The sequence below is a fragment of the Cupriavidus sp. YR651 genome, assembly GCF_900101625.1.
Taxonomy (GTDB): domain Bacteria; phylum Pseudomonadota; class Gammaproteobacteria; order Burkholderiales; family Burkholderiaceae; genus Cupriavidus.
The window spans coordinates 553,532-577,906 of the sequence record NZ_FMYZ01000001.1 but is presented as its reverse complement, the minus strand read 5'-3'; the positions used below and the strand labels follow the sequence as shown (position 1 = coordinate 577,906).

Sequence of the window (24,375 nt, the reverse complement as noted above, 5' to 3'; positions counted from 1 at the left end):
CAGGGAATCCCCATGAACGCCTTCATGCATGCCAGCCTGGGCATCACCGATTTCTGGACCTTTGCGCTTGGCACGATCTTCATCGTGCTGCTGCCGGGGCCGAACTCGATGTATGTGTTGTCGGTGGCCGCCCAGCGCGGCGTGCGCGCCGGCTACAAGGGCGCGTGCGGCGTGTTCCTGGGCGATGCCATCCTGATGGTGCTGTCGGCCGCGGGCGTGGCGTCGCTGCTCAAGGCCAGCCCGGCGCTGTTCTACGTCGTGAAGTACATCGGTGCGGCGTACCTGGGCTGGATCGGCTTCCAGATGCTGCGCGGTGCGCTGCGCAGCTGGGCTGCGCGCGGGGAAAATGCGCCGGCCACGGAGGCCGCGCCGGTGGACCGCGCGGCGAATCCGTTCCGCAAGGCACTGGTCATCAGCCTGCTGAACCCCAAGGCGATCCTGTTCTTCATCTCGTTCTTCATCCAGTTCGTGGACCCGCAGTTCGGCTACCCGGCCTTGTCCTTCGTCGCGCTGGGCATCGTCTGCCAGATCTGCAGCTTTGCCTACCTGACCACGATCATTTTCGTGGGCGCCCGGCTGGCCGAGGCATTCCGCCGGCGCCGCCGCCTGTCGGCGGGCATGGCGAGCGGCGTGGGGGCCATGTTCATCGGCTTCGGTGCCAAGCTGGCCACGGCCACGCTGAACTGACGCGCGGCGAAATCCTGATATCCGGCGCGGCCCGCGACACCTTCGCGAGCCGGCCACCAAAGAGAGCGTGCAATGCCAAAACGCACAGACATTAAAAGCATCCTGATCATCGGCGCGGGCCCCATCATCATCGGCCAGGCGTGCGAATTCGACTACTCCGGCGCCCAGGCCTGCAAGGCCCTGCGCGAAGAGGGTTACAAGGTCATCCTGGTCAACTCGAACCCGGCGACCATCATGACGGACCCGAACACGGCCGACGTGACCTACATCGAGCCCATCACCTGGGAAGTGGTCGAGCGCATCATCGCGAAGGAACGCCCGGACGCGATCCTGCCGACCATGGGCGGCCAGACCGCGCTGAACTGCGCGCTGGACCTGCATCGCCACGGCGTGCTGGACAAGTACAAGGTGGAGCTGATCGGCGCGTCGCCGGAAGCGATCGACAAGGCCGAAGACCGCCAGAAGTTCAAGGACGCGATGACCAAGATCGGTCTCGGTTCGGCCAAGTCCGGCATCGCCCACTCGATGGATGAAGCCGTGGCGGTGCAATCGCGCATCGCCCAGGACACCGGCACCACCGGCTACCCGATCGTGATCCGCCCGTCGTTCACGCTGGGCGGCTCCGGCGGCGGCATTGCCTACAACCGCGAAGAGTTCGAAGAGATCTGCAAGCGCGGCCTGGACCTGTCGCCCACGCGCGAGCTGCTGATCGAAGAGTCGCTGCTCGGCTGGAAGGAATACGAGATGGAAGTGGTCCGCGACAAGGCGGACAACTGCATCATCATCTGCTCGATCGAAAACCTGGACCCGATGGGCATCCACACCGGTGACTCGATCACCGTGGCCCCGGCCCAGACGCTGACCGACAAGGAATACCAGATCCTGCGTAACGCCTCGCTGGCCGTGCTGCGCGAGATCGGCGTGGACACCGGCGGCTCGAACGTGCAGTTCTCGATCAATCCGCAAGATGGCCGGATGATCGTGATCGAAATGAACCCGCGCGTGTCGCGGTCTTCGGCGCTGGCCTCGAAGGCCACCGGCTTCCCGATCGCCAAGGTCGCCGCCAAGCTGGCCGTGGGCTACACGCTGGACGAGCTCAAGAACGAGATCACCGGCGGCCAGACCCCGGCGTCGTTCGAGCCGTCGATCGACTACGTGGTCACCAAGGTGCCGCGTTTCGCCTTCGAGAAATTCCCGCAGGCCGACAGCCACCTGACCACGCAGATGAAGTCCGTGGGCGAAGTGATGGCCATGGGCCGGACCTTCCAGGAATCGTTCCAGAAGGCCCTGCGCGGTCTGGAAGTCGGCGTGGACGGCCTGGACGAGAAGTCCTCCGACCGCGACGAGGTGATCGAGGAAATCGGCGAGGCCGGCCCGGACCGTATCTGGTACGTGGGCGACGCCTTCCGCCTGGGCATGTCGCTGGAAGAAGTGCATGCCGAAACCGATATCGATCCGTGGTTCCTGGCCCAGATCGAGGACATCGTCAAGACCGAAGGCCTGGTGCGTAACCGCACGCTGGCCAGCCTGTCGTCGGCCGAGTTGCGCCTGCTCAAGCAGAAGGGCTTCTCCGACCGCCGCCTGGCCCGGCTGATGAAGACCGATGCAAAGGCCGTGCGCGAGGCGCGCGTGGCCCAGAACGTGCGCCCGGTCTACAAGCGCGTGGACACCTGCGCGGCCGAGTTCGCGACCAACACCGCCTACATGTACGGCACGTATGAAGCCGAACATGGCGAGTGCGAGGCCGAGCCGACCGCCAACAAGAAGATCATGGTGCTGGGCGGCGGCCCGAACCGGATCGGCCAGGGCATCGAGTTCGACTACTGCTGCGTACACGCCGCGCTGGCGCTGCGCGAAGACGGGTACGAGACCATCATGGTCAACTGCAACCCGGAAACCGTGTCGACCGACTATGACACCTCGGACCGCCTGTACTTCGAGCCGCTGACGCTGGAAGACGTGCTGGAAATCGTCGACAAGGAAAAGCCGGTTGGCGTGATCGTGCAATACGGCGGCCAGACCCCGCTGAAGCTGGCGCTGGACCTGGAAGCCAACGGCGTGCCGATCATCGGCACCAGCCCGGACATGATCGACGCCGCGGAAGACCGCGAGCGCTTCCAGAAGCTGCTGCAGGAGCTGGGCCTGCGCCAGCCGCCCAACCGCACCGCGCGTGCCGAGGACGAAGCGCTGCGCCTGGCCGAGGAAATCGGCTACCCGCTGGTGGTGCGCCCGTCGTACGTGCTGGGTGGCCGCGCGATGGAAATCGTGCACGAGCCGCGCGACCTCGAGCGCTACATGCGCGAGGCCGTGAAGGTGTCGAACGACTCCCCGGTGCTGCTGGACCGCTTCCTGAACGATGCCATCGAGTGCGACGTGGACGCCCTGTGCGACGGCCAGCGCGTGTTCATCGGCGGCGTGATGGAGCATATCGAGCAGGCTGGCGTGCATTCGGGCGATTCCGCCTGCTCGCTCCCGCCGTACTCGCTGGCCCAGGCCACCGTGGACGAACTGCGGCGCCAGACCGCCGCGATGGCCAAGGCGCTGAACGTGGTGGGCCTGATGAACGTGCAGTTCGCCATCCAGCAGACCAACGGCGAGGACGTCGTCTACGTGCTGGAAGTGAACCCGCGTGCGTCGCGGACCGTGCCGTACGTGTCGAAGGCCACGGGCCTGTCGCTGGCCAAGATCGCCGCGCGCTGCATGGCCGGCCAGTCGCTGGATTCGCAGGGCATCGGCGAAGAAGTCGTGCCGCCGTACTTCAGCGTCAAGGAAGCCGTGTTCCCGTTCAACAAGTTCCCCGGCGTGGATCCGGTCCTCGGACCTGAAATGCGCTCGACCGGTGAAGTGATGGGCGTGGGCAAGGTGTTCGGCGAGGCACTGTTCAAGAGCCAGCTGGCTGCGGGATCGCGCCTGCCGGAGAAGGGCACCGTGCTGATTACCGTCAAGGATAGCGACAAGCCGCGCGCCGTTGGCGTGGCCCGCATGCTGCACGACCTGGGCTACCCGATCGTCGCCACGCGCGGCACGGCGTCGGCCATCGAGGCCGCCGGCATCCCTGTCCGGGTGGTCAACAAGGTCAAGGACGGCCGTCCGCACATCGTGGACATGATCAAGAATGGCGAGCTGGCGCTGGTGTTCACGACCGTGGACGAGACCCGTACGGCGATTGCCGATTCGCGGTCGATCCGGATCGCGGCGCTGGCCGCCCGGGTGCCGTACTACACCACCATCGCCGGCGCCCGTGCCGCGGTGGAGGGCCTGAAGCACATGCAAAGCCTGGAGGTCTATGACCTGCAGAGCCTGCATAAGCAACTGGCCTGACAGCGTCTGAAAATGCTGCGCCGCGAGGGGCGCACACGTCCCTCGTGAGGCCCGCCGGGTTGATGCCGGCGGGCTTCTTCGCCTACACTACGTCGAATTCGTCGATCGGACGGCCATTGCGCCGTCCGGTCATATCCGAAAGCCGCGGTTGAGCGGAAGTGCTTCCGGCAGCCTTGCCGGGACATGGCTCCAGCTCCGCTGCGGCTCATTTTTTTGTTGAACGAGACAATGAGCACCATTCCGATTACCAAGCGTGGCGCCGAGCTCCTGAAGGAAGAACTGCAGCGCCTCAAGGCCGTCGAACGTCCCGCGGTGATCAATGCCATCTCCGAGGCGCGCGCCCAGGGCGACCTGTCGGAAAACGCCGAGTACGACGCCGCCAAGGAGAAGCAGGCCTTTATCGAAGGCCGCATCATCGAGGTGGAGTCGAAGCTGTCGGCCGCCCAGATCATCGACCCGACCCAGCTGGACACCGACGGCCGCATCGTCTTTGGCGCCACCGTGGACCTGGAAGACCTGGAATCGGGCAAGCCCGTGAGTTACCAGATCGTTGGCGACGATGAAGCCGATCTGGACAGCGGCAAGATTTCCGTGAGTTCCCCGATCGCCCGTGCGCTGATCGGCAAGTTCGAGGGCGATGTGGCCATCGTGCTGGCCCCGGGCGGCGAGCGCGAATACGAAGTCATCACCGTCCGCTACGTCTGACGGGCGGCCCAGGCGTGTTCTCGTCTTCCTATTCAAATCTGCCGCCGTTGCCCCACCGCATTTTCCTGCTGCTGACCGTCGTATGGGCCGGCAGTTTGTGGACGGTGGGCTACATGGTGGCCCCCACGCTGTTTGCCGTGCTGCCCAGCCGCGAGACTGCCGGCATGATCGCGGGCCACCTGTTCCGCTACGAGGCAATCCTCGGCGTGACGGTTGGGGTATTGCAGCTGGTGCTGTGCAACGTGATGATCCGCCGGGGTGCCGCGCGGTATCGCGTATTGCGCTGGATCGTGCTGGCCATGCTGGTGTGCGTGCTGGCCGGCTACTTCGGCGTGCAGCCTTTCATGGAGGGGCTGAAGGTCAAGGCACAGGCGCTGAACGTGGGCGTTTCCGAATCGCCCTACAAGGGTCAGTTCGGCATGCTGCACGGCGTGTCGAGCGTCATCTATCTGCTGCACAGCCTGCTGGCCCTGGTGCTGGTCTGGCGCGCCGCCGCGCCGCGATCGGCCGGGGAATAAGCAGCGGGGAACAAGCAATCCAGGCAAGGCAATTCAGGCTGCGGAATAGAAAACGCCCGCTGACGCGGGCGTTTTTGGTGAAAGCAGGGACCGAATCAGCCCAGTGCCTTCTTCTTTTGGCTGGCAGGACGGGCGCGCGAGCGCTTGACGTTGCCGCCCTGGGTCACCCGTTCATTGCCGAGCACGGTCACCTGCTTGCGGGTCGGCCGGCGATTCGGCGCGGCGCTGGGCTTGCGCACCGTGACAGTGCGCGGCGCGGCACCGGCTCCCAGGCGGCGCGGGGCCATGCGGCCCAGCTCCTCGGGCTGGTTTTCCTTCAGGCGGGCCGGACCCGGACGCCAGATCACCAGCAGCTTGCCAATGTGCTGGATCGGCGCGGCGTCGAGCTCGTCGCAAATGGCTTCGTAGATGGCGATTCGCGTGTCACGCTCGTCGCCGAATACACGGATCTTGATGAGATCGTGGGCCGCCAGGCTGCGATCGATCTCGGCCAGGACAGCGGGAGTCAGGCCTTCCGCACCGATCATGACCACGGGATTCAGGCTGTGGGCGCGCGAGCGCAGGTCGGAGCGTTGGGCGGGGATCAGTTGGAGTGCTGGCATGAGATGGCGAAAAGCGGATTGGCGCGTATTATCCGCCAAAATATCGCCGGCAGGCGGCAAAGATCAGCAAAAAGGGAGAAAAACTGCATGCGGTCACGTAACGTGGCCGGGCGGCTCCCGCAACAAGGCGTATCTCTGGAATGGCCAAGAACAAATTCAACCAGTCGTGGCTGCACGACCATATCAACGATCCTTATGTGAAGATGGCCCAGCGCGACGGCTATCGGGCCCGGGCGGCCTACAAGCTCAAGGAAATCGACGAGCAGGACAAGCTGATCCAGCCCGGCCAGGTCATCGTTGACCTGGGCGCCGCCCCCGGCAGCTGGAGCCAGTATGCGCGCAACAAGCTGGCGGCGTCGCCACGGGCCCGGGACGGCCGGATCGACGGCGCGGTGGTGGCGATCGATCTCCTGCCGATGGAGCCGGTTGCCGACGTCACTTTCATTCAGGGGGATTTCCGCGAGGAAGAAGTATTCCGCCAGTTGGAAGAAGTTGTGCTGGCGGCCTCGGGCGGGTCCCGGATCGACCTTGTTATCTCCGATATGGCCCCCAATTTGTCTGGTGTGTCTTCGGCGGATTCGGCCCGGATCGAGTATCTGTGCGACCTGGCGCTGGACTTTGCCCAGGCCCATCTGAAGCCGGAGGGATCGTTGCTGGTAAAGTGTTTCCACGGCAGCGGCTACAGCCAGATCGTGGAGAAGTTCAAACGTCAGTTCAAGGTGGTCGCCAAACGCAAGCCCAAGGCGTCACGCGACAAGTCTTCAGAGACCTTTATTCTTGGGCGATACCTGAAAACGCTGGACTGATGTTGCGTTGGGCTGGTTTTTCCCGGATTGTCCCGAATGGGGCGGGTCGGGCACTATCGGCATCATAGATTCAGAGTTTCACCCCGGGGGCGGGCACTGCATTACAATGCAATGCAGCTATCCGTTGGCAAGGCAATTGCAAAGGAGTTCGGCCTTGAATAACAACCTGTTTCAAAAGGCGGCAATCTGGCTCGTGATCGCGCTGGTGTTGTTTACCGTCTTCAAGCAGTTCGACAAACCACGTGCCCAGGACGGCGTCACCTATTCGCAGTTCATGGATGACGCCAAGAACGGCAAGGTGAGCCGCGTCGACGTGCAGGGCCGTAACCTGGTGGTATCGCCGAAAGAGGGCGCCAAGTACACCATCATTTCGCCGGGCGACATCTGGATGGTCGGCGACCTGATGAAGTACGGTGTCCAGGTGACCGGCAAGGCCGACGACGAGCCCAACCTGCTCGTGCAGGCCCTGTACTACCTCGGGCCGACCCTCCTGATCATCGTCTTCTGGTTCTACATGATGCGGCAGATGCAGGGCGGGGGGAAAGGCGGCGCCTTCTCCTTCGGCAAATCCCGTGCACGCCTGATCGACGAGAACCAGAACGCCGTCACCTTCCAGGACGTCGCCGGTTGCGACGAATCCAAGGAAGAAGTGGTCGAGCTGGTCGACTTCCTCAAGGATCCGCAGAAATTCCAGAAGCTGGGCGGGCGCATCCCGCGCGGCGTGTTGCTGGTGGGCCCCCCGGGTACCGGCAAGACGCTGCTGGCGCGCGCCATCGCCGGCGAAGCCAAGGTGCCGTTTTTCAGCATCTCGGGTTCTGACTTCGTGGAAATGTTCGTCGGCGTGGGCGCGGCCCGTGTGCGCGACATGTTCGAGAATGCCAAGAAGCAGGCCCCCTGCATCGTGTTCATCGACGAAATCGACGCGGTCGGCCGCCATCGTGGCGCCGGCATGGGCGGTGGCAACGACGAGCGCGAGCAGACCCTGAACCAGATGCTGGTGGAGATGGACGGCTTCGAGGCCAACTCGGGCGTCATCGTGATCGCCGCGACCAACCGTGCGGACGTGCTCGACAAGGCGCTGCTGCGTCCGGGCCGTTTCGACCGGCAGGTCTACGTGGGCCTGCCGGACATCCGCGGCCGCGAGCAGATCCTGAAGGTCCATATGCGCAAGGTGCCGATCGGCAACGACGTGGACGCATCGATCATCGCGCGCGGTACGCCGGGTTTCTCGGGTGCCGACCTGGCGAACCTGGTCAACGAAGCCGCGCTGTTCGCCGCTCGCCGCAGCAAGCGCGTGGTCGACATGCAGGACTTCGAGGACGCCAAGGACAAGATCTACATGGGTCCGGAGCGCAAGTCGACGGTCATGCGCGAGGAAGAGCGCAAGGCCACGGCTTACCACGAGTCCGGTCACGCGGTGGTGGCCAAGCTGCTGCCGAAGGCCGACCCGGTGCACAAGGTCACGATCATGCCGCGCGGCTGGGCGCTGGGCGTGACCTGGCAGCTGCCGGAGCATGACAAGTATTCGAAGTACAAGGACAACATGCTTGAAGAGATTGCCATTCTCTTCGGCGGCCGGGCGGCGGAAGAGGTCTTCCTCAACGCCATGAGCACCGGTGCGTCCAATGACTTCGAGCGTGCGACCAAGATTGCCCGCGACATGGTGACCCGTTTCGGCATGAGCGATACGCTGGGCGCCATGGTCTACGTCGACACCGAGCAGGACGGCATGTTCGGCAAGCTGTCGTCGAAGACGGTGTCGGAGGCCACGCAGCAGAAGGTCGATGCCGAGATCCGCCGCATCATCGACGAGCAGTACGCGCTGGCCAAGCGCCTGCTGGAAGAGAACCGCGACAAGGTCGAAGCGATGACCAACGCGCTGATGGAGTGGGAAACGATCGACGCCGAGCAGGTCAACGACATCATGGCCGGCAAGCCGCCGCGCCCGCCGCGCGGCGTGTCGGGCCCGAACGGTGGTGGCAGCACGCCTTCGGGCGGTTCGCCGGTGGCGCCGACCAACGCCCCTGCCACGGCCTGACCTGTGTGACCCCGGCTGTCCCTGACAGCCTCCGAAGCCGGTGCCCTGCGCACCGGCTTTTTCCATTCCAGGACACGAACCTTGTCGACCGAGTATTTCCAGTGCGGGCGCTACCGCTTCGCCCGTAACCGCCGCCCGCTCGTCATGGGCATCCTGAACGTGACGCCCGATTCGTTCTCCGATGGCGGCCAGCACGCTACCCGCGACGCGGCCTTGCGTCATGCGGAACAGATGATGGCCGAGGGCGTGGATATCATCGACATTGGTGGCGAATCGAGCCGCCCGGGATCTGCGGCGCTGCCACTCGACCAGGAGCTTGCACGCGTGATGCCAATCGTGGAGGCGCTGGCAGGCTGCGGCAAGCCGCTGTCCATCGACACCTACAAGCCCGAGGTCATGCGCGCGGCACTGGCGGGCGGAGCGGATCTGATCAACGATATCTGGGGTTTCCGCATGCCGGGGGCCGTCGAGGCCGTGGCGGCGGGGCAGGCGGGTCTGTGCGTGATGCACATGCAGCGCGACCCGCAAACCATGCAGGAAGACCCCCACTACACGGATGTGGTGACCGAAGTGGAGGCATTCCTGCGCGAGCGGGTAGCCGTCCTGCGCGCAGCGGGCGTGGACGATGCACGCATTTCGCTAGATCCAGGCTTTGGCTTTGGCAAGACTCCGGATCATAATCTCCGCTTGCTCGGCCAGATGCCGCGGCTGGCTGTCGATGGCCTGCCGATTCTGGCCGGGCTGTCGCGCAAGTCGACCCTCGGCGCCATCCTTGGCGGCAAGCCACCGCAACAGCGCGTGGCGGCCAGCCTGGCGGCGGCGGTGTGCGCGGCCGAGCGCGGTGCTTTCATCGTGCGTGTGCACGACGTGGAACAGACAGTGGACGCCCTCAAGACGTGGTGGGCGATTCGCCATGAATCAGTTGCCGGTACAGGGCAATAGGGAGAAATGAACAGATGACACGCAAGTATTTCGGGACAGATGGCGTGCGGGGTCGGGTCGGCGAGGCGCCGATCACGCCGGACTTCGTGATGCGGCTGGGTTATGCGGCCGGCAAGGTGCTGGCACTGGGCCAGAAGACCTCGCAAGGCAAGCCGACGGTATTGATCGGCAAGGACACGCGGATCTCCGGTTACATGCTGGAGGCTGCGCTGGAAGCCGGCTTTACCGCGGCGGGTGTGAATGTGCTGCTGACCGGGCCGTTGCCCACGCCGGGCATTGCCTACCTGACCCGGGCGTTGCGCCTGGCGGCAGGCGTGGTGATTTCCGCCAGCCACAATCCGTACTACGACAACGGCATCAAGTTCTTCTCCGCCTCCGGCGACAAGCTGCCGGATGACGTCGAGCAGAAGATCGAGGCGCAGCTGGAAGAGCCGATGGCCTGTGTGCGCTCCGACGACCTGGGCCGCGCGCGCCGGATCGAGGATGCCGCGGGCCGCTATATCGAGTTCTGCAAGAGCACGTTCCCGTATGAGCAGGACCTGCATGGCCTGAAGCTGGTGGTGGATTGCGCCAATGGGGCCGCGTACCACATTGCCCCGCACGTGTTCCACGAACTCGGCGCCGAGGTCATTGCCATCGGCAACCAGCCCGATGGCCGCAACATCAACGCGGGTTACGGCGCCACGGCACCGGACAAGCTGATCGAGGCCGTCAAGGCCCACGGCGCCGACCTGGGCCTGGCCTTCGACGGCGATGCGGACCGCCTGCAAGTGGTGGATGCCGATGGTCGTCTCTACAACGGTGACGAACTGCTGTACCTGATCGTCCGGGACCGCCAGGCGGCCGGCCAGAAGGTCGAAGGCGCTGTCGGCACGCTGATGACGAACATGGCCGTGGAGCTGGCGCTCAAGCGCCTGGGCGTCTCCTTCGTGCGCGCCAAGGTGGGCGACCGCTACGTGCTGGAAGAGCTGAACAAGAACAAGTGGATGCTGGGCGGCGAGGGCTCCGGCCACTTGCTCTGCCTGGACCGGCACACCACCGGCGACGGCATCGTGTCCGCACTGCAGGTGCTGGCGGCACTGCGTCGCAGCGGCAAGACGCTGGCACAACTGCTGGAAGGCGTGCGCCTGTTCCCGCAAACGCTGATCAACGTACGTGTGGAGAAGGGCTTCGACTGGCAGACCCATGCCGGTCTGCAAGCGGCCCGTGCGCGCGTGGAGCCAGAGCTGGAAGGTCGCGGCCGTGTGCTGATCCGTGCCTCCGGCACTGAGCCTGTGGTGCGCGTGATGGTCGAGGCGGAGCAGGTGGAAACCGCCGAACGCGCGGCGCAGACGCTGGCGGACGCATTGCGCACCTGATTCCGGCCAGTCCCTACCCAAGGCACCAACGCCTCATGACGCCACGGCTACCCGCCGTGGCGTTTTTTATCGCTATTTGGCAATTAACCGCCATGTTTTCAAGCCGACAAGGCAGGTGGCGGGCAGATCACGGGGAGACGGCGACGGTGTGACGGCAGCGTGGATCAGGGCGGGCTGGCGGGATGTTCGAAGAAGATTCGGGGATGTCACGGAACTGTCATACAGAGGGCCTAAAGTTCGACTTGTCAAAAATTTGTCATTCCCAACCATGTTCTCTGGAGGACATATGAAGCTGGTCAAGACTGCCGTGGCAGGCATCGTTTCGATGGTCGTAGCGGGTACTGCGTTCGCGGCGGAAATTACCGGTGCTGGCGCCTCTTTCCCGGCGCCCGTGTATTCCAAATGGGCTGACGCCTATCAAAAAGCAACGGGTAACAAGGTCAACTATCAATCCATCGGCTCGTCGGGCGGCATCAAGCAAATTGGCGCCAAGACGGTCGATTTCGGCGCTTCCGACGCCCCGCTGAAGGACGACGAACTGGCCAAGCAAGGCCTGGTTCAATTCCCGACCGTCATCGGTGGCGTGGTGCCCGTGATCAACCTGCAAGGCGTGAAGCCGGGCGAGCTGACGATCACCGGCGAAGTGCTGGCAAACATCTACCTGGGCAAGATCAAGAAGTGGGACGATCCCGCGATCAAGGCCCTGAACCCGAAGGCCAAGCTGCCGAACCAGGACATCCTGCCGGTACGCCGCGCCGATGGCTCGGGCACGACCTTCATCTTCACCAACTACCTGTCGAAGGTGAGCCCGGACTGGAAGAGCTCGGTGGGCGAGGGCACCACGGTGAACTGGCCGGGTGGCGGCACGGGCGGCAAGGGTAACGAAGGCGTGGCCGCTTTCGTGCAGCGCCTGAACGGCGCCATTGGCTACGTCGAGTACGCCTACGCCAAGCAGAACAAGATGACCCACCTGAACATGAAGAACGCGTCGGGTGAAGTGGTGCAGCCGGGTGACGATGCCTTCAAGGCCGCCGCCGCAGGTGCTGACTGGAGCAAGACCTACTACCAGATCCTGACCAACCAGTCGGGCAAGACGGCATGGCCGATCGCCGGTGCCACGTTCATCCTGCTGCACAAGAGCCAGGAGAAGCCGGCTCAAGGCGCCGAAGTGATGAAGTTCTTTGACTGGGCCTACAAGAGCGGCGGTACGATGGCTTCTGACCTGGATTACGTGCCGCTGCCGGAGTCGGTCGTGAACCAGATCCGCACGACCTGGAAGAGCAGCGTCAAGGACGCTTCGGGCAAGTCGCTGTACTGATTGCCTGACATGCCCCGTCACGTGGCCCCGGCGGTCGCGTGACAAGGCAGCCCCCGCGGCCAGCAAGCTGCAGGGGCTGCCGGACCGGCCGGTCCGCCGTCGCGCCAGGCCCCTGGCGATCCGCGCCGAATCCATCCACGCACTCGATTTCCCCACCATGGCGACTACGTCCGATCTTCCCGCAGTCCGGCCTCCCAGCCGCACCGGCGACATCCTGTTCGGCGGCCTGACCCGCGGCGCCGCCATCGTCACGCTGCTGCTGCTGGGCGGCATCATCGTTTCCCTGGCCATCACCGCATGGCCGTCAATCAAGCAGTTCGGCATCGCCTTCCTTTGGGAGGCCCAGTGGGATCCGCCCGCCGACGTCTACGGCGCACTCGTGCCGATCTACGGCACGCTGGTGACTTCGCTGATCGCCCTGATCATCGCCGTGCCGGTCAGCTTCGGCATCGCACTGTTTCTCACCGAGCTGTCGCCAGCATGGCTGCGCCGGCCGCTTGGCACCGCCATCGAGCTGCTCGCCGCCGTGCCGTCCATCGTGTACGGCATGTGGGGCCTGCTCGTGTTCTCGCCAATCTTCGGCGAATACTTCCAGAAGCCGCTGGCTGCCACCGTGGGCCAGGTGCCCGTGATCGGCAAACTGTTCCAGGGCGCCCCCTTGGGCATTGGCCTGCTCTGTGCCGGCGTCATCCTGGCCATCATGATCATTCCGTACATCGCCTCGGTGATGCGCGATGTGTTTGAAGTCACGCCGGTGCTGCTGAAGGAGTCGGCCTACGGCATCGGCTGCACCACGTGGGAAGTGATGTGGAACGTCGTGCTGCCGTTCACCCGCGCGGGCGTCATCGGTGGCGTGATGCTGGGTCTGGGCCGCGCGCTTGGCGAGACCATGGCCGTCACCTTCGTGATCGGCAACACCAACCTGCTGGATAGCGTCTCGCTGTTTTCGCCGGGCAACAGCATCACCTCGGCATTGGCCAACGAATTCGCCGAAGCCGGCGCCGGGCTGCATACCGCCGCGCTGATGGAGCTGGGCCTGATCCTGTTCGTGATTACGTTCGTGGTGCTGGCGCTGTCCAAGCTCCTGCTGCTGCGACTCGCCAAGAATGAGGGTGGCAAATGAACCAAGCCAGCCAAGCCGTCGTGTCGACTTCCGCCATCCCCGCCGTTCGTCCCGATGCGGACGCCGTGCGCGCCCGCCTGCAGGGCTCGCGCCGCCGGATGAACCTGTACGCGCTGACCGCATCGCTCGCGGCGATGGGTTTTGGCCTGTTCTGGCTCGCGTGGATCTTGTGGACCACCATCTCGCTGGGCGTGGGCGGGCTGTCGCTCGACTTGTTCACCCAGATGACCCCGGCGCCGAACACGGCCGGCGGGGGGCTGGCCAACGCCATCTTCGGCAGCTTCGTGATGGTCGGCATGGCCACGCTGCTCGGCACGCCGCTGGGCATCCTGGCGGGCATCTACCTGGCCGAGTATGGCCAGAAATCGCCGCTGGCCAGCCTGATCCGCTTTATCAACGACATCCTGCTCTCGGCGCCGTCCATCGTGATCGGCCTGTTTGTCTACGCGCTGGTGGTGACCCGCATGGGCCACTTCTCGGGCTGGGCCGGTGTGTGCGCGCTGGCGCTGCTGCAGGTCCCCATCGTGGTCCGCACCACGGAGAACATGCTGCAACTGGTGCCGAACGCGCTGCGTGAGGCCGCGGTGGCCCTTGGCACGCCCAAGTGGAAGATGGTGTTGTCGATCACGGTCAAGTCGTCGTATGCGGGCATCGTGACCGGCGTGCTGCTGGCCGTGGCCCGCATCGCGGGCGAGACCGCGCCGCTGCTGTTCACCGCGCTGTCCAATCAGTTCTGGAGCAGCGACCTGAACAAGCCGATGGCCAACCTGCCGGTGACGATTTTCCGCTTCGCCATGAGCCCGTTCACCGAATGGCAGCAACTGGCCTGGGCCGGGGTGTTCCTGATTACCGTCGGTGTGCTCGCGCTGAATATCGCGGCGCGCATGCTGTTCAAGAAATAACCGGCGCCACGTGCCCGAACCATCGAATTCAAGCGAGACATGAGCATGACTTCTACCGTCATCGACATTCCCGATACTGTGCGCGCCAAGATCGACGTGCGGAACCTGAATTTCTACTACAGCCAGTTCCACGCGCTGAAGAACGTCAACATGTCGATTCCGGACCGCAAGGTGACCGCGTTCATCGGCCCGTCCGGCTGCGGCAAGTCCACGCTGCTGCGCACCTTCAACAAGATGTATGCGCTGTACCCGGAGCAACGCGCCGAGGGCGAGATCAACATGGACGGCGAAAACCTGCTGACCAGCAAGCAGGACATCTCGCTGTTGCGCGCCAAGGTGGGCATGGTGTTCCAGAAGCCGACGCCGTTCCCGATGTCGATCTACGACAACATCGCCTTCGGCGTGCGGCTGTTCGAGAAGCTGTCGCGCTCCGAAATGGACGACCGCGTGGAATGGGCGCTGTCCAAGGCCGCGCTGTGGAATGAGGCCAAGGACAAGCTGCACCAGTCTGGCTATGGCCTGTCCGGCGGGCAGCAGCAGCGTCTGTGCATCGCGCGCGGCATCGCGATCCGTCCGGAAGTGCTGCTGCTGGACGAGCCGTGCTCCGCGCTGGACCCGATTTCCACGGGCCGCATCGAGGAACTGATCGCCGAACTGAAGGACGAGTACACGGTGGTCATCGTGACCCACAACATGCAGCAGGCCGCGCGCTGCTCGGACTACACGGCGTACATGTACCTGGGCGAACTGATCGAATTCGGCGAGACCGAAAAGATCTTCATCAAGCCGCATCGCAAGGAAACTGAGGATTACATTACCGGCCGCTTCGGCTGAATTGCAGGACTCGACCTTCCACGCCTAGCATACGAATAGCGGCCAGGAGAACACCATGACTGACAAGCACCTGTCGACCCAGTTCGACGCCGACCTCAACGCGATCAACACCAAGCTGCTGCAGATGGGCGGCCTGGTGGAATCGCAGATCGAGCTGGCCATGCGCGCGCTGGCCGACTTCGACGCCGACCTGGCCGACCAGGTCATTACCCGCGAACAACAGCTCAACGCGCTGGAGCTCGAGATCGACGCGGACTGCGGCAACATCATCGCCCGCCGCCAGCCGACCGCGCGCGACCTGCGCCTGGTGATGGCGATCTCCAAGACGATCACCAACCTGGAGCGCGCTGGCGACGAAGCCGAGAAGGTGGCCAAGCGGACCAAGCACATCATGGAAGATGCGGCGGCCCATAACATCAATTATTCCGAGGTGAAGCTGTCGGGCGAGATGGCCATCACGCTGCTGCGTCAGGCGCTGGATGCGTTTGCCCGCCTGGATACCGTGGCGGCCGCGCGGATCGTCAAGGACGACAAGGCCATCGACGACGAATTCCGGGCCTTCGTGCGCAAGCTGATCACCTACATGATGGAAGATCCGCGCACGATTTCGGTGGCGCTGGACTTCCTGTTTATCGCCAAGGCCATCGAGCGGATCGGCGATCATGCCAAGAATATTGCAGAATTCATCATCTATATCGTAAAGGGCAGGGACGTCCGTCATGCCTCGCGCGAAGATATGGAGCGCGAAGCGCTGAGCTGAAAAGCCCAGGGACTGAAGAGCGGAGAAAACATACATGCCAAGCAGTATTCTCGTTGTCGAAGACGAACCGGCGATCGCTGAGCTGATTGCCGTCAACCTGCAGCACGCGGGGCACTATCCGATCCGGGCCTATAACGCCGAGCAGGCGCTGTCGCTGATGAGCGACGTGCTGCCCGACCTTGTCCTGCTGGACTGGATGCTCCCGGGCAAGTCGGGCGCGACCTTCGCCAAGGAACTGCGTACCAACGACCGCACCAAGCAGATTCCGATCATCATGCTCACCGCTCGCAGCGAGGAGCAGGACAAGGTGATGGGACTGGAGGCCGGTGCGGACGACTACGTGACCAAGCCGTTCTCGCCCAAGGAGCTGCTGGCTCGCATCAAGGCCGTCTTGCGCCGCCGGGCACCGCAGCTGACGGACGACGTGGTGGCCATCAACGGCCTGCGGCTGGACCCGGCCACGCATCGCGTGACGGGGCAGGATGAGGGCGGGCCGATCAAGCTGGACCTGGGCCCGACCGAGTTCCGCCTGCTGCACTTCCTGATGACGCATCCGGAGCGCGTGCATAGCCGGTCACAATTGCTCGATCAGGTGTGGGGCGACCACGTTTTCGTGGAAGAGCGCACCGTGGACGTCCACATCAAGCGCCTGCGTGCCGCGCTGATGCCGGGCGGATACAGCAACATGATCGAAACGGTCCGTGGCAGCGGTTATCGCCTGGCCCGCGGGTCGAGCCACTGAACGGTCGTTCGCCGGGCGCGGATACAGAGGGGCCGCGCCGGCGGACTGGCATGGCGAGCGCTGGCGGCTCGCGGCTCGATGCGCGGATCGATGCGCAGATCCATGTGCGGATCGGTCCACAGATCCGCGCGCAGAACGACGTGAATTCGTGGCACACTCCGACGCAACGCGCCCGCGGCCTGGCCGCCCGCCTGAATCCTCTTCCCTCGCATGAATGTCATCTGGGCCCGATCCGCGGCCATTCTTGTCTGCCTGGCCATCATCGGTGCCAGCTTGTACGTCACGGCCGGCCCCATTTCCGGCCTGCTGTTCCTCTGCGTCTCGCTGTTCCTGCTGCTGGGCTACTACCTGTTCCAGATCAACCGGCTGTGGAAGGTGCTCGATGCACCTGCCTATGGCGCGATTCCCAGCGCGCTCGGCCTGTGGGGCGAGGTCTATTACCGCCTGCACCGGCTGGTCAAGCGCTGGCGCACGCAGGTGTTGCAGGTGGAGCAACAGCACACGCGCTTTATCCAGGCCATCCAGGCGTCGCCCTACGGCGTGCTGATGCTCGACGATGCCGACCAGATCGAGTGGTGCAATGGCGTGGCGGAGCAGCATTTTGGCCTGAACGCCCGGCGCGACGTGCGCCAGCGCATCACGCACCTGATCCGCCGCCCCGAATTCGTCAACTACCTGACGCGCGAGCGCTATGACGAGCCGCTGATCATGCGCGATATGGGCGAGCACAAGCGCAGCATCACCTCGGTGCAGATCCTTCCCTATGGCGAGAACCGCAAGCTCGTGCTGACGCAGGACATCACCAAGGTGGAAAGCACCGAAGCCATGCGGCGCGATTTCGTGGCCAATGTGTCGCACGAACTGAAGACGCCGCTGACCGTGCTGACCGGTTTCCTGGAGACGGTGCGGGACCTGCCCGTAACCGAGGATGACCGCAAGCGCTACGTCGACATGATGCTGGTGCAGTCGATGCGCATGCAGCGGATCGTGGAAGACCTGCTGGCGCTGGCCAAGCTGGAGTCGGATGTCCAGCCGCCTCCGCTGGAGCGCGTGAACGTGGGGGCGCTGGCCGCGCACCTGGTGCACGATGCCGAGGCGCTGTCGCAGGATCGGCACCAGATCCAGGCGGAGATCGACGCGAGCGTGGTCCTGCGTGGCGCCGAAAGCGAACTGCTCTCGGCGCTGGGCAACCTGGTTTCCAACGCGGTGCGCTACACGCCGGACGGCGGGCGGATCGCGATCCGCCTGACCTACACCGACGGGCATTCGGTGTTCTCGGTGAGCGATACGGGATTGGGCATTGCGCCCGAGCATATTCCGCGGCTGACCGAGCGGTTCTATCGCGTGGATCGCAGCCGTTCGCGCGACACGGGCGGCACGGGGCTCGGGCTGGCCATCGTCAAGCATGTGCTGTCCCGTCACCATGCGGACATGCGCGTGACCAGCGAAGTCGGACGAGGCAGCACGTTTCGCATCATCTTCCCGACGGACCGCAGCGGGTATGAGCCGGACGTGGCGCCGAACTATCCGGATCGCACGCGGCACGCCGCCTGAGTACAACGGCGATGCAAGGAAGAAAAAACGGCCCCGACGGGCCGTTTTCGTTTTGGGTTGCCGTTACCGGCTCAGCCGCCGAACATCGCCAGCAATTCCAGCTGGCTCACGTGCTGTTCCTTGGCCCGCGAGAGCTTGCGCACGTAGTTGCCGTCCGGCTGCATGATCCATGCGGACGCGTTGTCGCGCAGATGTATCTGCAGGCTTTCCTTGATCACGCGCGCCTTGAGCACCCGGTCCAGCACCGGGAAGGCCACCTCCACGCGACGGAACAGGTTGCGATCCATCCAGTCCGCGCTGGACAGGTAGACCACATCCTCGCCACCGGCGCGGAAGTAGTAGACGCGATGGTGTTCCAGGAAGCGGCCGACAATCGAGCGCACGGAGATGTTTTCCGACATCCCCGGTACCCCGGGACGCAACGCGCAGACGCCCCGTACGATCAGTTCGATTTTCACGCCGGCGCGTGACGCCTTGTAGAGCTCGTCGATGATCGACGGCTCCAGCAACGCATTCATCTTGGCGATGATCCGCGCGGACTTGCCGGCGCGCGCGTTGCGAGCCTCCGCGCGGATATGCTCGACAAGGTTGCTGTGCATCGTGAACGGCGACTGCCACAGGTGATTCAGCCGGATCGTGCCTGCGGTTCCCGTCAGCAGCTGGAACACGTGATGTACGTCTTCGCAGATCTTCTCGTTGGTGGTCAGCAAGCCGAAGTCCGTGTACAGCCGTGCCGTGCGCGGATGGTAGTTGCCGGTGCCCAGGTGGGCGTAACGGCGCAGCGAGACGTGCTTGGCCTTCGGCGTGGCGGCTTCGCGGCGCACGATCAGCAGCATCTTGGCGTGGCACTTGTGACCCACCACACCGTAGACGACGTGGGCGCCGGCCGATTCCAGGCGTTCCGCCCAGTTGATGTTGGTTTCCTCGTCGAAACGCGCCAGCAGCTCCACCACCACCGTGACTTCCTTGCCGTTGCGGGCGGCGGTCATCAGCGCTTCCATGACCAGCGACTCATTGCCGGTGCGGTACACGGTCTGCTTGATGGCCACCACGTTGGGGTCGGCGGCGGCCAGTTGCAGCAGGTCCAGCACGGAAGTAAAGCTCTCGTACGGATGGTGCATCAGCACGTCCTGCTGGCGGATCACGTCGAACATGCCGATGCCCGGCGAGAACGCCTTCATCGCCGCCGGCACATGCGGCGGGTACTTGAGGGCGGGGCGGTCGACCAGATCGGGAATCTGCATCAGGCGCACCAGGTTCACCGGGCCGCTGACGCGGTAGAGATCCTGTTCCGTCAGGCCGGACTCCAGCAACAGGCGGCGCGCCAGCGCGTTCGGGGTGTCCGAGGAGACTTCCAGCCGCACCGTATCGCCAAAGTGCCGCGCGGGAAGTTCGCCCTGCAGCGCTTCGCGCAGATCGGTGATGTCGTCTTCGGACACGAACAGGTCCGAGTTGCGCGTCACGCGGAACTGGTAGCAGCCTTGCACTTCGATCGCCGGGAACAGCTCATGCACGAATGCCTGCATGAAGGACGACAACATCACGAAGCCGTAGGGGTAGCCGGACAGCTTTTCCGGCATGCGCACCACGCGCGGCAGCGCACGCGGGGCCTGCACGATGGCGAGGTCGGCATCGCGTCCGAAGGCGTCCTTGCCGGACAGCTCCACCACGAAGTTCAGGCTCTTGTTGAGGACGCGCGGGAAGGGATGCGCCGGGTCCAGCGCAATCGGCGTCAGCACCGGGCCCAGTTCGCGCACGAAGAAGTCGCGCGCCCATTCGCGCTGGGCGTCGGTCCACGTGCTGGTCAGGTGGAAGAACACCCCGTCTTTTTCCAGCGCGGGGAAAATCACGTTCTGCAGCATGTCATACTGCGAGGCAACCAGCCGCTGGGTACGCTCGGTGACAAGCTGGTAGGCCTGCAGGAAGGAGAGGCCGTCGGGCGTGAGGCCCGACGCGTTGTCCCGCATCTGCTCCTTCAGGCCGGCCATCCGGATCTCGAAAAACTCGTCCAGATTGCTGGACACGATGCAGATGAACTTCAGCCTTTCCAGCAGCGGTACATTCGGGTCGGCGGCCTGCGCGAGCACGCGCGCATTGAATTCCAGAATGCCCAGCTCGCGGTTCAGCAGCGTGCCGGGCGGCGTCGTCGACATGTATAAGACCTCATTTTGGTAATGTGGCGACTTTTTCATAGAATCGTGTCAGTTTGATGACACTTTGATTTTGTCATGATGCAGACATGACAAGGACATAATCTTTCGGGTTTGGTGCTCTTTGGGCCGAACCCGCGCAATTCAGACGCAATGACACAAACTCCCCGCTTGCTGGCCGCCGTCGACATGGGCTCCAACAGCTTCCGCCTGATGATCGGGCGGGTGGACGAGACCCCCACGGCTTCCGGCCCTGCCAGCCAGATCTTCCAGGTGGATGCCCTGCGCGAGCCTGTGCGGCTGGCTGCCGGCCTGACGCCGGACAAGTACCTGGACCAGCCCGCACGCCGGCGCGGCATCGACGCACTACGCCGGTTTGGCGACCGCCTGCGCGACTTCGCCCCCGAGCATGTGCGCGCCGTGGCCACCAATACGCTGCGCGTGGCCAAGAATGCTTCCGAATTCCTGATCGAGGCCGAGAACGCGCTGGGGTTCCCGATCGAAGTGATCGCCGGGCGTGAAGAGGCGCGGCTGATCTACCTGGGGGCCTCGCATGATGCGCCGGCCTGCCAGGGCAATCGCCTCGTGGTCGATATTGGTGGCGGTTCCACCGAGTTCATCATCGGCAGCGGCTATCAGTCCAAGCTGATGGAGAGCCTGTATATCGGATGCGTGTCGCACAGCCGCCAGTTCTTCCCGAGCGGCAATGTCGACGAATACGCGATGAAGCAGGCTGAACTGGCCGCACGCCGCGAAATCCAGGTGCTGGTGCGCCAGTACCGCGCTGCGGGCTGGCAGCAGGCGGTGGGCTCGTCGGGCACGGCGCGCGCGCTGGCCGAGCTGATCGAGCTCAACGGCATGAACGATAACCCGGCCGAGCACGGCATCACGCGCGAAGGGCTGGAGCGCCTGAAGCGCGCCCTCGTCAAGGCGGAGAACACCAATCGCGTGAAGCTGACCGGGCTCAAGGCTGACCGGATTCCGGTGCTGCCCGGCGGCCTGTCGATCATGCTCGGTGTCTTCGCCGAGCTCGACATCGATCGCATGGACGTCACCGACGGCGCGCTGCGCCTCGGGGTGCTATACGACCTGCTGGGACGTAGCCATCACGAGGACATGCGCACGGTGACGGTCGACCAGTTCATGCGCCGCTATGCGGTCGACCGCGCGCAGGCCGGCCGGGTAGGGGCCGCCGCGCGCGAGTTGCTGGCGCAGTTCCCCGATCCGCCGCCCAACGAGCGCCGCGACGACAACCTGGCGCTGCTGGGCTGGGCTGCCAGCCTGCATGAGATCGGCATGTCGATCTCGCACAGCGGCTACCACAAGCATTCGGCGTACATCTCGACGCACGCGGATATGCCGGGATTCTCAAAGACCGATCAGGCCCGGCTGGCCACGCTGTTGCTGGGGCACGCGGGCAAGCTTGGCAAGCTGTCCGGCAGCGGCAAGTTCGTCGACTGGCGGATGCTGTTCAGCCTGCGGCTGGCCTTTGTGCTGTGCCGCCGCCGTGCCGACGTCAAGCTGCCCGATATTCGCGTGAGACAGCGCTCCGATGCGCTCGACGAAGGCTTTGAGGTGCGGCTGCCGAAGACGTGGATCGATGCCAATCCGCTCGTCGAGTACAGCCTCGCGCAGGAGGCCGATGAATGGGAGCGCATCGGCAAGCGCTACAAGGTCGTGTACGTCTGAGCCGAGCGGCCCGACGTGCGGGCAGAAGCAAAACGGCGACCCCGATACCGAGGTCGCCGTTTTGTTTTTGATGCCGCTCGACGCAGCGCCTCGACCGGGAATCAGTCGGAGATCAGTCGCGATTCAGGCCCAGGAAGTGGCGGGCATAGCGCGGGTTCATGTCGCTCACGCGCAGCAGTGTCAGGAAGTCCGCCACATTGAAGTCAGGATCCCAGGCCGGCAGGCCGCAGATCCTGGCGCCGAGGCGGAGGTAGCCCTTGATCAGTGCGGGCGGTTCCACGTCCAGCGTCTGATTCAGGTCGTCCACGGGCAGCGGCACGCGCGGGAAGGCATGGTATTCGATCGGGGCCAGCGCCTTTTCGGCAAACAAGCGGTACAGGCTGGCTGCATAGTGGCCGCCGTCGCTCATCGGCACGCTGGCGCAACCCAGCATCGATTCCAGGTTGTAGCGCTGCAGGTATTCGCCCAGACCGCCCCACAGGGCCATGATCACGCTGCCCGAGCGGTAGTCGCGGTGCACGCAGGAGCGGCCCAGTTCCAGCATCTTGGGGCGCAGGTGCGCCAGGCGGACGAGGTCGAATTCGGATTCGGCATAGAGGCAGCCGATGCGCTTTGCCTGGTGCGGCGGCAGTACGCGGTAGGTGCCAACCACCTTTAGCGTTTCCTGGTCGCGCACGATCAGGTGGTCGCAGTAGGCGTCGAACATGTCCACATCGGTTTCCGCTGCCGAGGATTGCAGGCGGGCGCCCATTTCCTCCGCGAAGACCTTGTAGCGCAGGCGCTGGGCCTCGGCTACTTCATCCTGGTGACGTGCCCACGCCACACTGAAAGCAGGCGCTGCAGCTTGTGTATCGTTTTGACGTTGCGTTGGCTGACGAGGAAGACGCCTCCGCGCCGACTGGCCAGTCAGGCCAGTGGGCAAGGAGTCGAAAAGCGGCTGGGTAGGCGTCGGGAGATCGCGCATCAGTGTGTCCTTTCGGTGACGAAACGGCTTCGAAACAATGTAGAGAGGCCGAGTGACAGTGCCGTGAACCAGTGATGACGCTTCCGTGACGCAGAGTTCTGGCGATGGCCGGCGTGCGTGACTGACGCTCACTGGCTGGCCGCAGGCGCGGCGATCACCGCTTTCCGAAAGATGCGCGGGCATTCGGGTGCCATTTGTGGCATCCGACGGCGGTGGCTGGTGTTGCTGATGCTGGCGTTGACGTTCTGCCGCGACAGGGAAGCCGCGGGCGTGGGGCTTAAAGCAGGTCGGGATTGATGACGGCGCGCAGCACCACCTGGGCTTCGCTTTCGCGCGTACGGCCGCTTAGCCACCAGATACCGCTTTTCTTCACGCTCCAGTTCATTTCCTGGCCGGCCAGCAGCAGGCTGGCGATCAGGCCGATCCATGGCTGATGACCGACGACCACCGTGTTGTCGTGGCCTTGCGGCCAGTCGATGGCCGCGAGCACTGTGCTGGCGTCGGCGCCGGGGGCCAGGTCAGGCATGATTTCCGGCTCGCCGGTTAGTGCCGCGGCGGTTTCCCGCGTGCGCAGCGCGGGGCTGCAGATGACGCGCCGATCGGCGGGCAGATGTGCGCGTAGCCATGCCGCGGATGCTTCGGCCTGTTTGCGGCCTCGCCGTGTCAGTGGGCGCTGCAGGTCCGCGCTGCGCGACAGGCTCAGCGCGGCGGGCAGATCCTCGGCTTCGGCGTGGCGCCACAGAATCAGGTTCATGTCAGGGCAGGGGATCGTGATGCTTTGAGTATGGTGAAGCGAACTGCCCCGTGCAAGCCGAGCTCGTGGCAAAAACAAAGCGGGCTGCCCGTAGGCAGCCCGCTAGTGTCGGCGAGGGCGGTGTCAGCCGCGTGACAGCGGCGTCCGTCCGGGTCGGCGCAAACTCAGGATTTGTGGCGGAAATTGATGCGGCCCTTGGTCAGGTCGTAGGGCGACATTTCCAGGGTTACGCGATCGCCGGCCAAAATGCGGATGCGGTGCTTCTGCATTTTGCCCGAGGCGTATGCCCAGATTTCCACGCCGTTTTCCAGCGTGACGCGATAACGGTTGTCGGGCAGGGCTTCCGACACCACGCCGCCAAATTCAATGAGTTCTTCCTTAGCCAATCTGTTTTCCTTTGCGGCAGCCTTTTGGGGCTGCATGAGTTAGTGAATCCTGTGAGCGCCTCGGCAGCGCACGCTCACAAGTTTCGCCGCACTTGCGGCGGCCGCGCGGACCGTATCGGGTGGCAAGCTGACGGGGCCCGGAGAGCCAGGTCAGGAAAATCGCGGAGGGGCGCGGAAAACCCAGACGATTGCCTTGCCAGTGACGGCCACTCTTGTCGTTGC

General features: G+C 64.4%; 21 protein-coding genes. 16 read left to right on the top strand and 5 right to left on the bottom strand.

Features of this window, described 5'->3' with window-relative positions; all coding sequences use genetic code 11:
• The first annotated feature begins 12 nt into the window (after window positions 1–12).
• The 4 genes from leuE to BLR29_RS02505 all read left to right on the top strand — a co-directional run bounded on the left by leuE (window position 13) and on the right by BLR29_RS02505 (window position 5,231).
• Window positions 13–687 carry a leucine efflux protein LeuE gene (leuE, locus tag BLR29_RS02520; protein ID WP_092134366.1) on the top strand — a complete coding sequence of 225 codons (675 nt, stop codon included), beginning with the start codon at window positions 13–15 and terminating at the stop codon, window positions 685–687.
• A gap of 72 nt (window positions 688–759) precedes the next feature.
• Entirely contained in the window at window positions 760–4,008 is a 3,249-nt protein-coding gene (carB, locus tag BLR29_RS02515) for a carbamoyl-phosphate synthase large subunit (protein WP_092134364.1), read from the top strand.
• 228 nt (window positions 4,009–4,236) lie between these two features.
• A complete protein-coding gene (gene greA, locus BLR29_RS02510) occupies window positions 4,237–4,713 on the top strand; it encodes a transcription elongation factor GreA (protein WP_092134363.1) in 477 nt (158 codons plus the stop codon).
• 14 nt (window positions 4,714–4,727) lie between these two features.
• Window positions 4,728–5,231 (top strand): DUF4149 domain-containing protein, encoded by a 504-nt coding sequence (locus BLR29_RS02505; RefSeq protein WP_092134361.1) that lies wholly within the window; start codon window positions 4,728–4,730, stop codon window positions 5,229–5,231.
• Window positions 5,232–5,326: 95 nt separating this feature from the next.
• On the opposite strand, the gene BLR29_RS02500 is transcribed toward BLR29_RS02505, so the two are convergent.
• Window positions 5,327–5,833, bottom strand: a complete 507-nt coding sequence (locus tag BLR29_RS02500; protein ID WP_092134360.1) for a YhbY family RNA-binding protein — start codon at window positions 5,831–5,833, stop codon at window positions 5,327–5,329.
• 140 nt (window positions 5,834–5,973) lie between these two features.
• Between BLR29_RS02500 and BLR29_RS02495 the strand changes: the two genes are divergently transcribed.
• The 11 genes from BLR29_RS02495 to phoR all read left to right on the top strand — a co-directional run bounded on the left by BLR29_RS02495 (window position 5,974) and on the right by phoR (window position 18,210).
• Window positions 5,974–6,639, top strand: coding sequence for an RlmE family RNA methyltransferase (locus BLR29_RS02495; RefSeq protein WP_092134358.1), 666 nt, complete (start codon window positions 5,974–5,976; stop codon window positions 6,637–6,639).
• A gap of 154 nt (window positions 6,640–6,793) precedes the next feature.
• A complete protein-coding gene (gene ftsH / locus BLR29_RS02490) occupies window positions 6,794–8,677 on the top strand; it encodes an ATP-dependent zinc metalloprotease FtsH (protein WP_092134357.1) in 1,884 nt (627 codons plus the stop codon).
• A gap of 81 nt (window positions 8,678–8,758) precedes the next feature.
• Window positions 8,759–9,619, top strand: a complete 861-nt coding sequence (gene folP / locus BLR29_RS02485) for a dihydropteroate synthase (protein WP_092134355.1) — start codon at window positions 8,759–8,761, stop codon at window positions 9,617–9,619.
• A 14-nt stretch (window positions 9,620–9,633) separates the two neighbouring features.
• Complete coding sequence (glmM, locus tag BLR29_RS02480) at window positions 9,634–10,977, top strand: phosphoglucosamine mutase (protein WP_092134354.1); 1,344 nt, start codon at window positions 9,634–9,636, stop codon at window positions 10,975–10,977.
• Window positions 10,978–11,263: 286 nt separating this feature from the next.
• Window positions 11,264–12,295 (top strand): phosphate ABC transporter substrate-binding protein PstS, encoded by a 1,032-nt coding sequence (gene pstS / locus BLR29_RS02475; protein ID WP_092134352.1) that lies wholly within the window; start codon window positions 11,264–11,266, stop codon window positions 12,293–12,295.
• Between the two features lie 157 nt (window positions 12,296–12,452).
• Entirely contained in the window at window positions 12,453–13,418 is a 966-nt protein-coding gene (gene pstC, locus BLR29_RS02470; RefSeq protein WP_092134351.1) for a phosphate ABC transporter permease PstC, read from the top strand.
• Complete coding sequence (gene pstA, locus BLR29_RS02465) at window positions 13,415–14,320, top strand: phosphate ABC transporter permease PstA (protein ID WP_092134349.1); 906 nt, start codon at window positions 13,415–13,417, stop codon at window positions 14,318–14,320. Before pstC ends, pstA begins: the two co-directional genes overlap by 4 nt.
• 45 nt (window positions 14,321–14,365) lie before the next feature.
• The gene (gene pstB / locus BLR29_RS02460; protein ID WP_092135388.1) at window positions 14,366–15,154 is read left to right on the top strand and encodes a phosphate ABC transporter ATP-binding protein PstB; all 789 of its coding nucleotides are present in this window, start codon (window positions 14,366–14,368) and stop codon (window positions 15,152–15,154) included.
• Window positions 15,155–15,209: 55 nt separating this feature from the next.
• Window positions 15,210–15,914 carry a phosphate signaling complex protein PhoU gene (phoU, locus tag BLR29_RS02455; protein WP_092134347.1) on the top strand — a complete coding sequence of 235 codons (705 nt, stop codon included), beginning with the start codon at window positions 15,210–15,212 and terminating at the stop codon, window positions 15,912–15,914.
• Between the two features lie 34 nt (window positions 15,915–15,948).
• Entirely contained in the window at window positions 15,949–16,656 is a 708-nt protein-coding gene (phoB, locus tag BLR29_RS02450) for a phosphate regulon transcriptional regulator PhoB (RefSeq protein ID WP_092134346.1), read from the top strand.
• Between the two features lie 210 nt (window positions 16,657–16,866).
• A complete protein-coding gene (gene phoR, locus BLR29_RS02445) occupies window positions 16,867–18,210 on the top strand; it encodes a phosphate regulon sensor histidine kinase PhoR (RefSeq protein ID WP_092134345.1) in 1,344 nt (447 codons plus the stop codon).
• A 71-nt stretch (window positions 18,211–18,281) separates the two neighbouring features.
• Here the strand turns inward: phoR and ppk1 are convergent, their stop codons facing one another.
• Window positions 18,282–20,363 carry a polyphosphate kinase 1 gene (gene ppk1, locus BLR29_RS02440; protein ID WP_092134343.1) on the bottom strand — a complete coding sequence of 694 codons (2,082 nt, stop codon included), beginning with the start codon at window positions 20,361–20,363 and terminating at the stop codon, window positions 18,282–18,284.
• A gap of 150 nt (window positions 20,364–20,513) precedes the next feature.
• Between ppk1 and ppx the strand changes: the two genes are divergently transcribed.
• Window positions 20,514–22,049: an exopolyphosphatase gene (gene ppx, locus BLR29_RS02435; RefSeq protein WP_092134342.1), complete on the top strand. Its 1,536-nt coding sequence runs from the start codon at window positions 20,514–20,516 to the stop codon at window positions 22,047–22,049.
• 112 nt (window positions 22,050–22,161) lie between these two features.
• Here the strand turns inward: ppx and BLR29_RS02430 are convergent, their stop codons facing one another.
• The 3 genes from BLR29_RS02430 to infA form a co-directional block, all read right to left on the bottom strand.
• Window positions 22,162–23,013, bottom strand: coding sequence for a GNAT family N-acetyltransferase (locus BLR29_RS02430; RefSeq protein WP_092134340.1), 852 nt, complete (start codon window positions 23,011–23,013; stop codon window positions 22,162–22,164).
• Window positions 23,014–23,290: 277 nt separating this feature from the next.
• The gene (locus tag BLR29_RS02425) at window positions 23,291–23,767 is read right to left on the bottom strand and encodes a SixA phosphatase family protein (protein WP_092134339.1); all 477 of its coding nucleotides are present in this window, start codon (window positions 23,765–23,767) and stop codon (window positions 23,291–23,293) included.
• Window positions 23,768–23,931: 164 nt separating this feature from the next.
• The gene (infA, locus tag BLR29_RS02420; protein WP_008641674.1) at window positions 23,932–24,153 is read right to left on the bottom strand and encodes a translation initiation factor IF-1; all 222 of its coding nucleotides are present in this window, start codon (window positions 24,151–24,153) and stop codon (window positions 23,932–23,934) included.
• Between the last annotated feature and the right edge of the window lie 222 nt (window positions 24,154–24,375).

Excerpts from the sequence above, each read along its gene's own strand:
- leuE (WP_092134366.1), top strand. The coding sequence starts at position 13 with ATGAACGCCTTCATGCATGCCAGCCTGGGCATCACCGATTTCTGGACC.
- carB (WP_092134364.1), top strand. The coding sequence starts at position 760 with ATGCCAAAACGCACAGACATTAAAAGCATCCTGATCATCGGCGCGGGC.
- greA (WP_092134363.1), top strand. The coding sequence starts at position 4,237 with ATGAGCACCATTCCGATTACCAAGCGTGGCGCCGAGCTCCTGAAGGAA.
- BLR29_RS02500 (WP_092134360.1), bottom strand. The coding sequence starts at position 5,833 with ATGCCAGCACTCCAACTGATCCCCGCCCAACGCTCCGACCTGCGCTCG.
- BLR29_RS02495 (WP_092134358.1), top strand. The coding sequence starts at position 5,974 with ATGGCCAAGAACAAATTCAACCAGTCGTGGCTGCACGACCATATCAAC.
- glmM (WP_092134354.1), top strand. The coding sequence starts at position 9,634 with ATGACACGCAAGTATTTCGGGACAGATGGCGTGCGGGGTCGGGTCGGC.
- pstS (WP_092134352.1), top strand. The coding sequence starts at position 11,264 with ATGAAGCTGGTCAAGACTGCCGTGGCAGGCATCGTTTCGATGGTCGTA.
- pstC (WP_092134351.1), top strand. The coding sequence starts at position 12,453 with ATGGCGACTACGTCCGATCTTCCCGCAGTCCGGCCTCCCAGCCGCACC.
- pstA (WP_092134349.1), top strand. The coding sequence starts at position 13,415 with ATGAACCAAGCCAGCCAAGCCGTCGTGTCGACTTCCGCCATCCCCGCC.
- pstB (WP_092135388.1), top strand. The coding sequence starts at position 14,366 with ATGACTTCTACCGTCATCGACATTCCCGATACTGTGCGCGCCAAGATC.
- phoU (WP_092134347.1), top strand. The coding sequence starts at position 15,210 with ATGACTGACAAGCACCTGTCGACCCAGTTCGACGCCGACCTCAACGCG.
- phoB (WP_092134346.1), top strand. The coding sequence starts at position 15,949 with ATGCCAAGCAGTATTCTCGTTGTCGAAGACGAACCGGCGATCGCTGAG.
- phoR (WP_092134345.1), top strand. The coding sequence starts at position 16,867 with ATGAATGTCATCTGGGCCCGATCCGCGGCCATTCTTGTCTGCCTGGCC.
- ppk1 (WP_092134343.1), bottom strand. The coding sequence starts at position 20,363 with ATGTCGACGACGCCGCCCGGCACGCTGCTGAACCGCGAGCTGGGCATT.
- ppx (WP_092134342.1), top strand. The coding sequence starts at position 20,514 with ATGACACAAACTCCCCGCTTGCTGGCCGCCGTCGACATGGGCTCCAAC.
- BLR29_RS02430 (WP_092134340.1), bottom strand. The coding sequence starts at position 23,013 with ATGCGCGATCTCCCGACGCCTACCCAGCCGCTTTTCGACTCCTTGCCC.
- BLR29_RS02425 (WP_092134339.1), bottom strand. The coding sequence starts at position 23,767 with ATGAACCTGATTCTGTGGCGCCACGCCGAAGCCGAGGATCTGCCCGCC.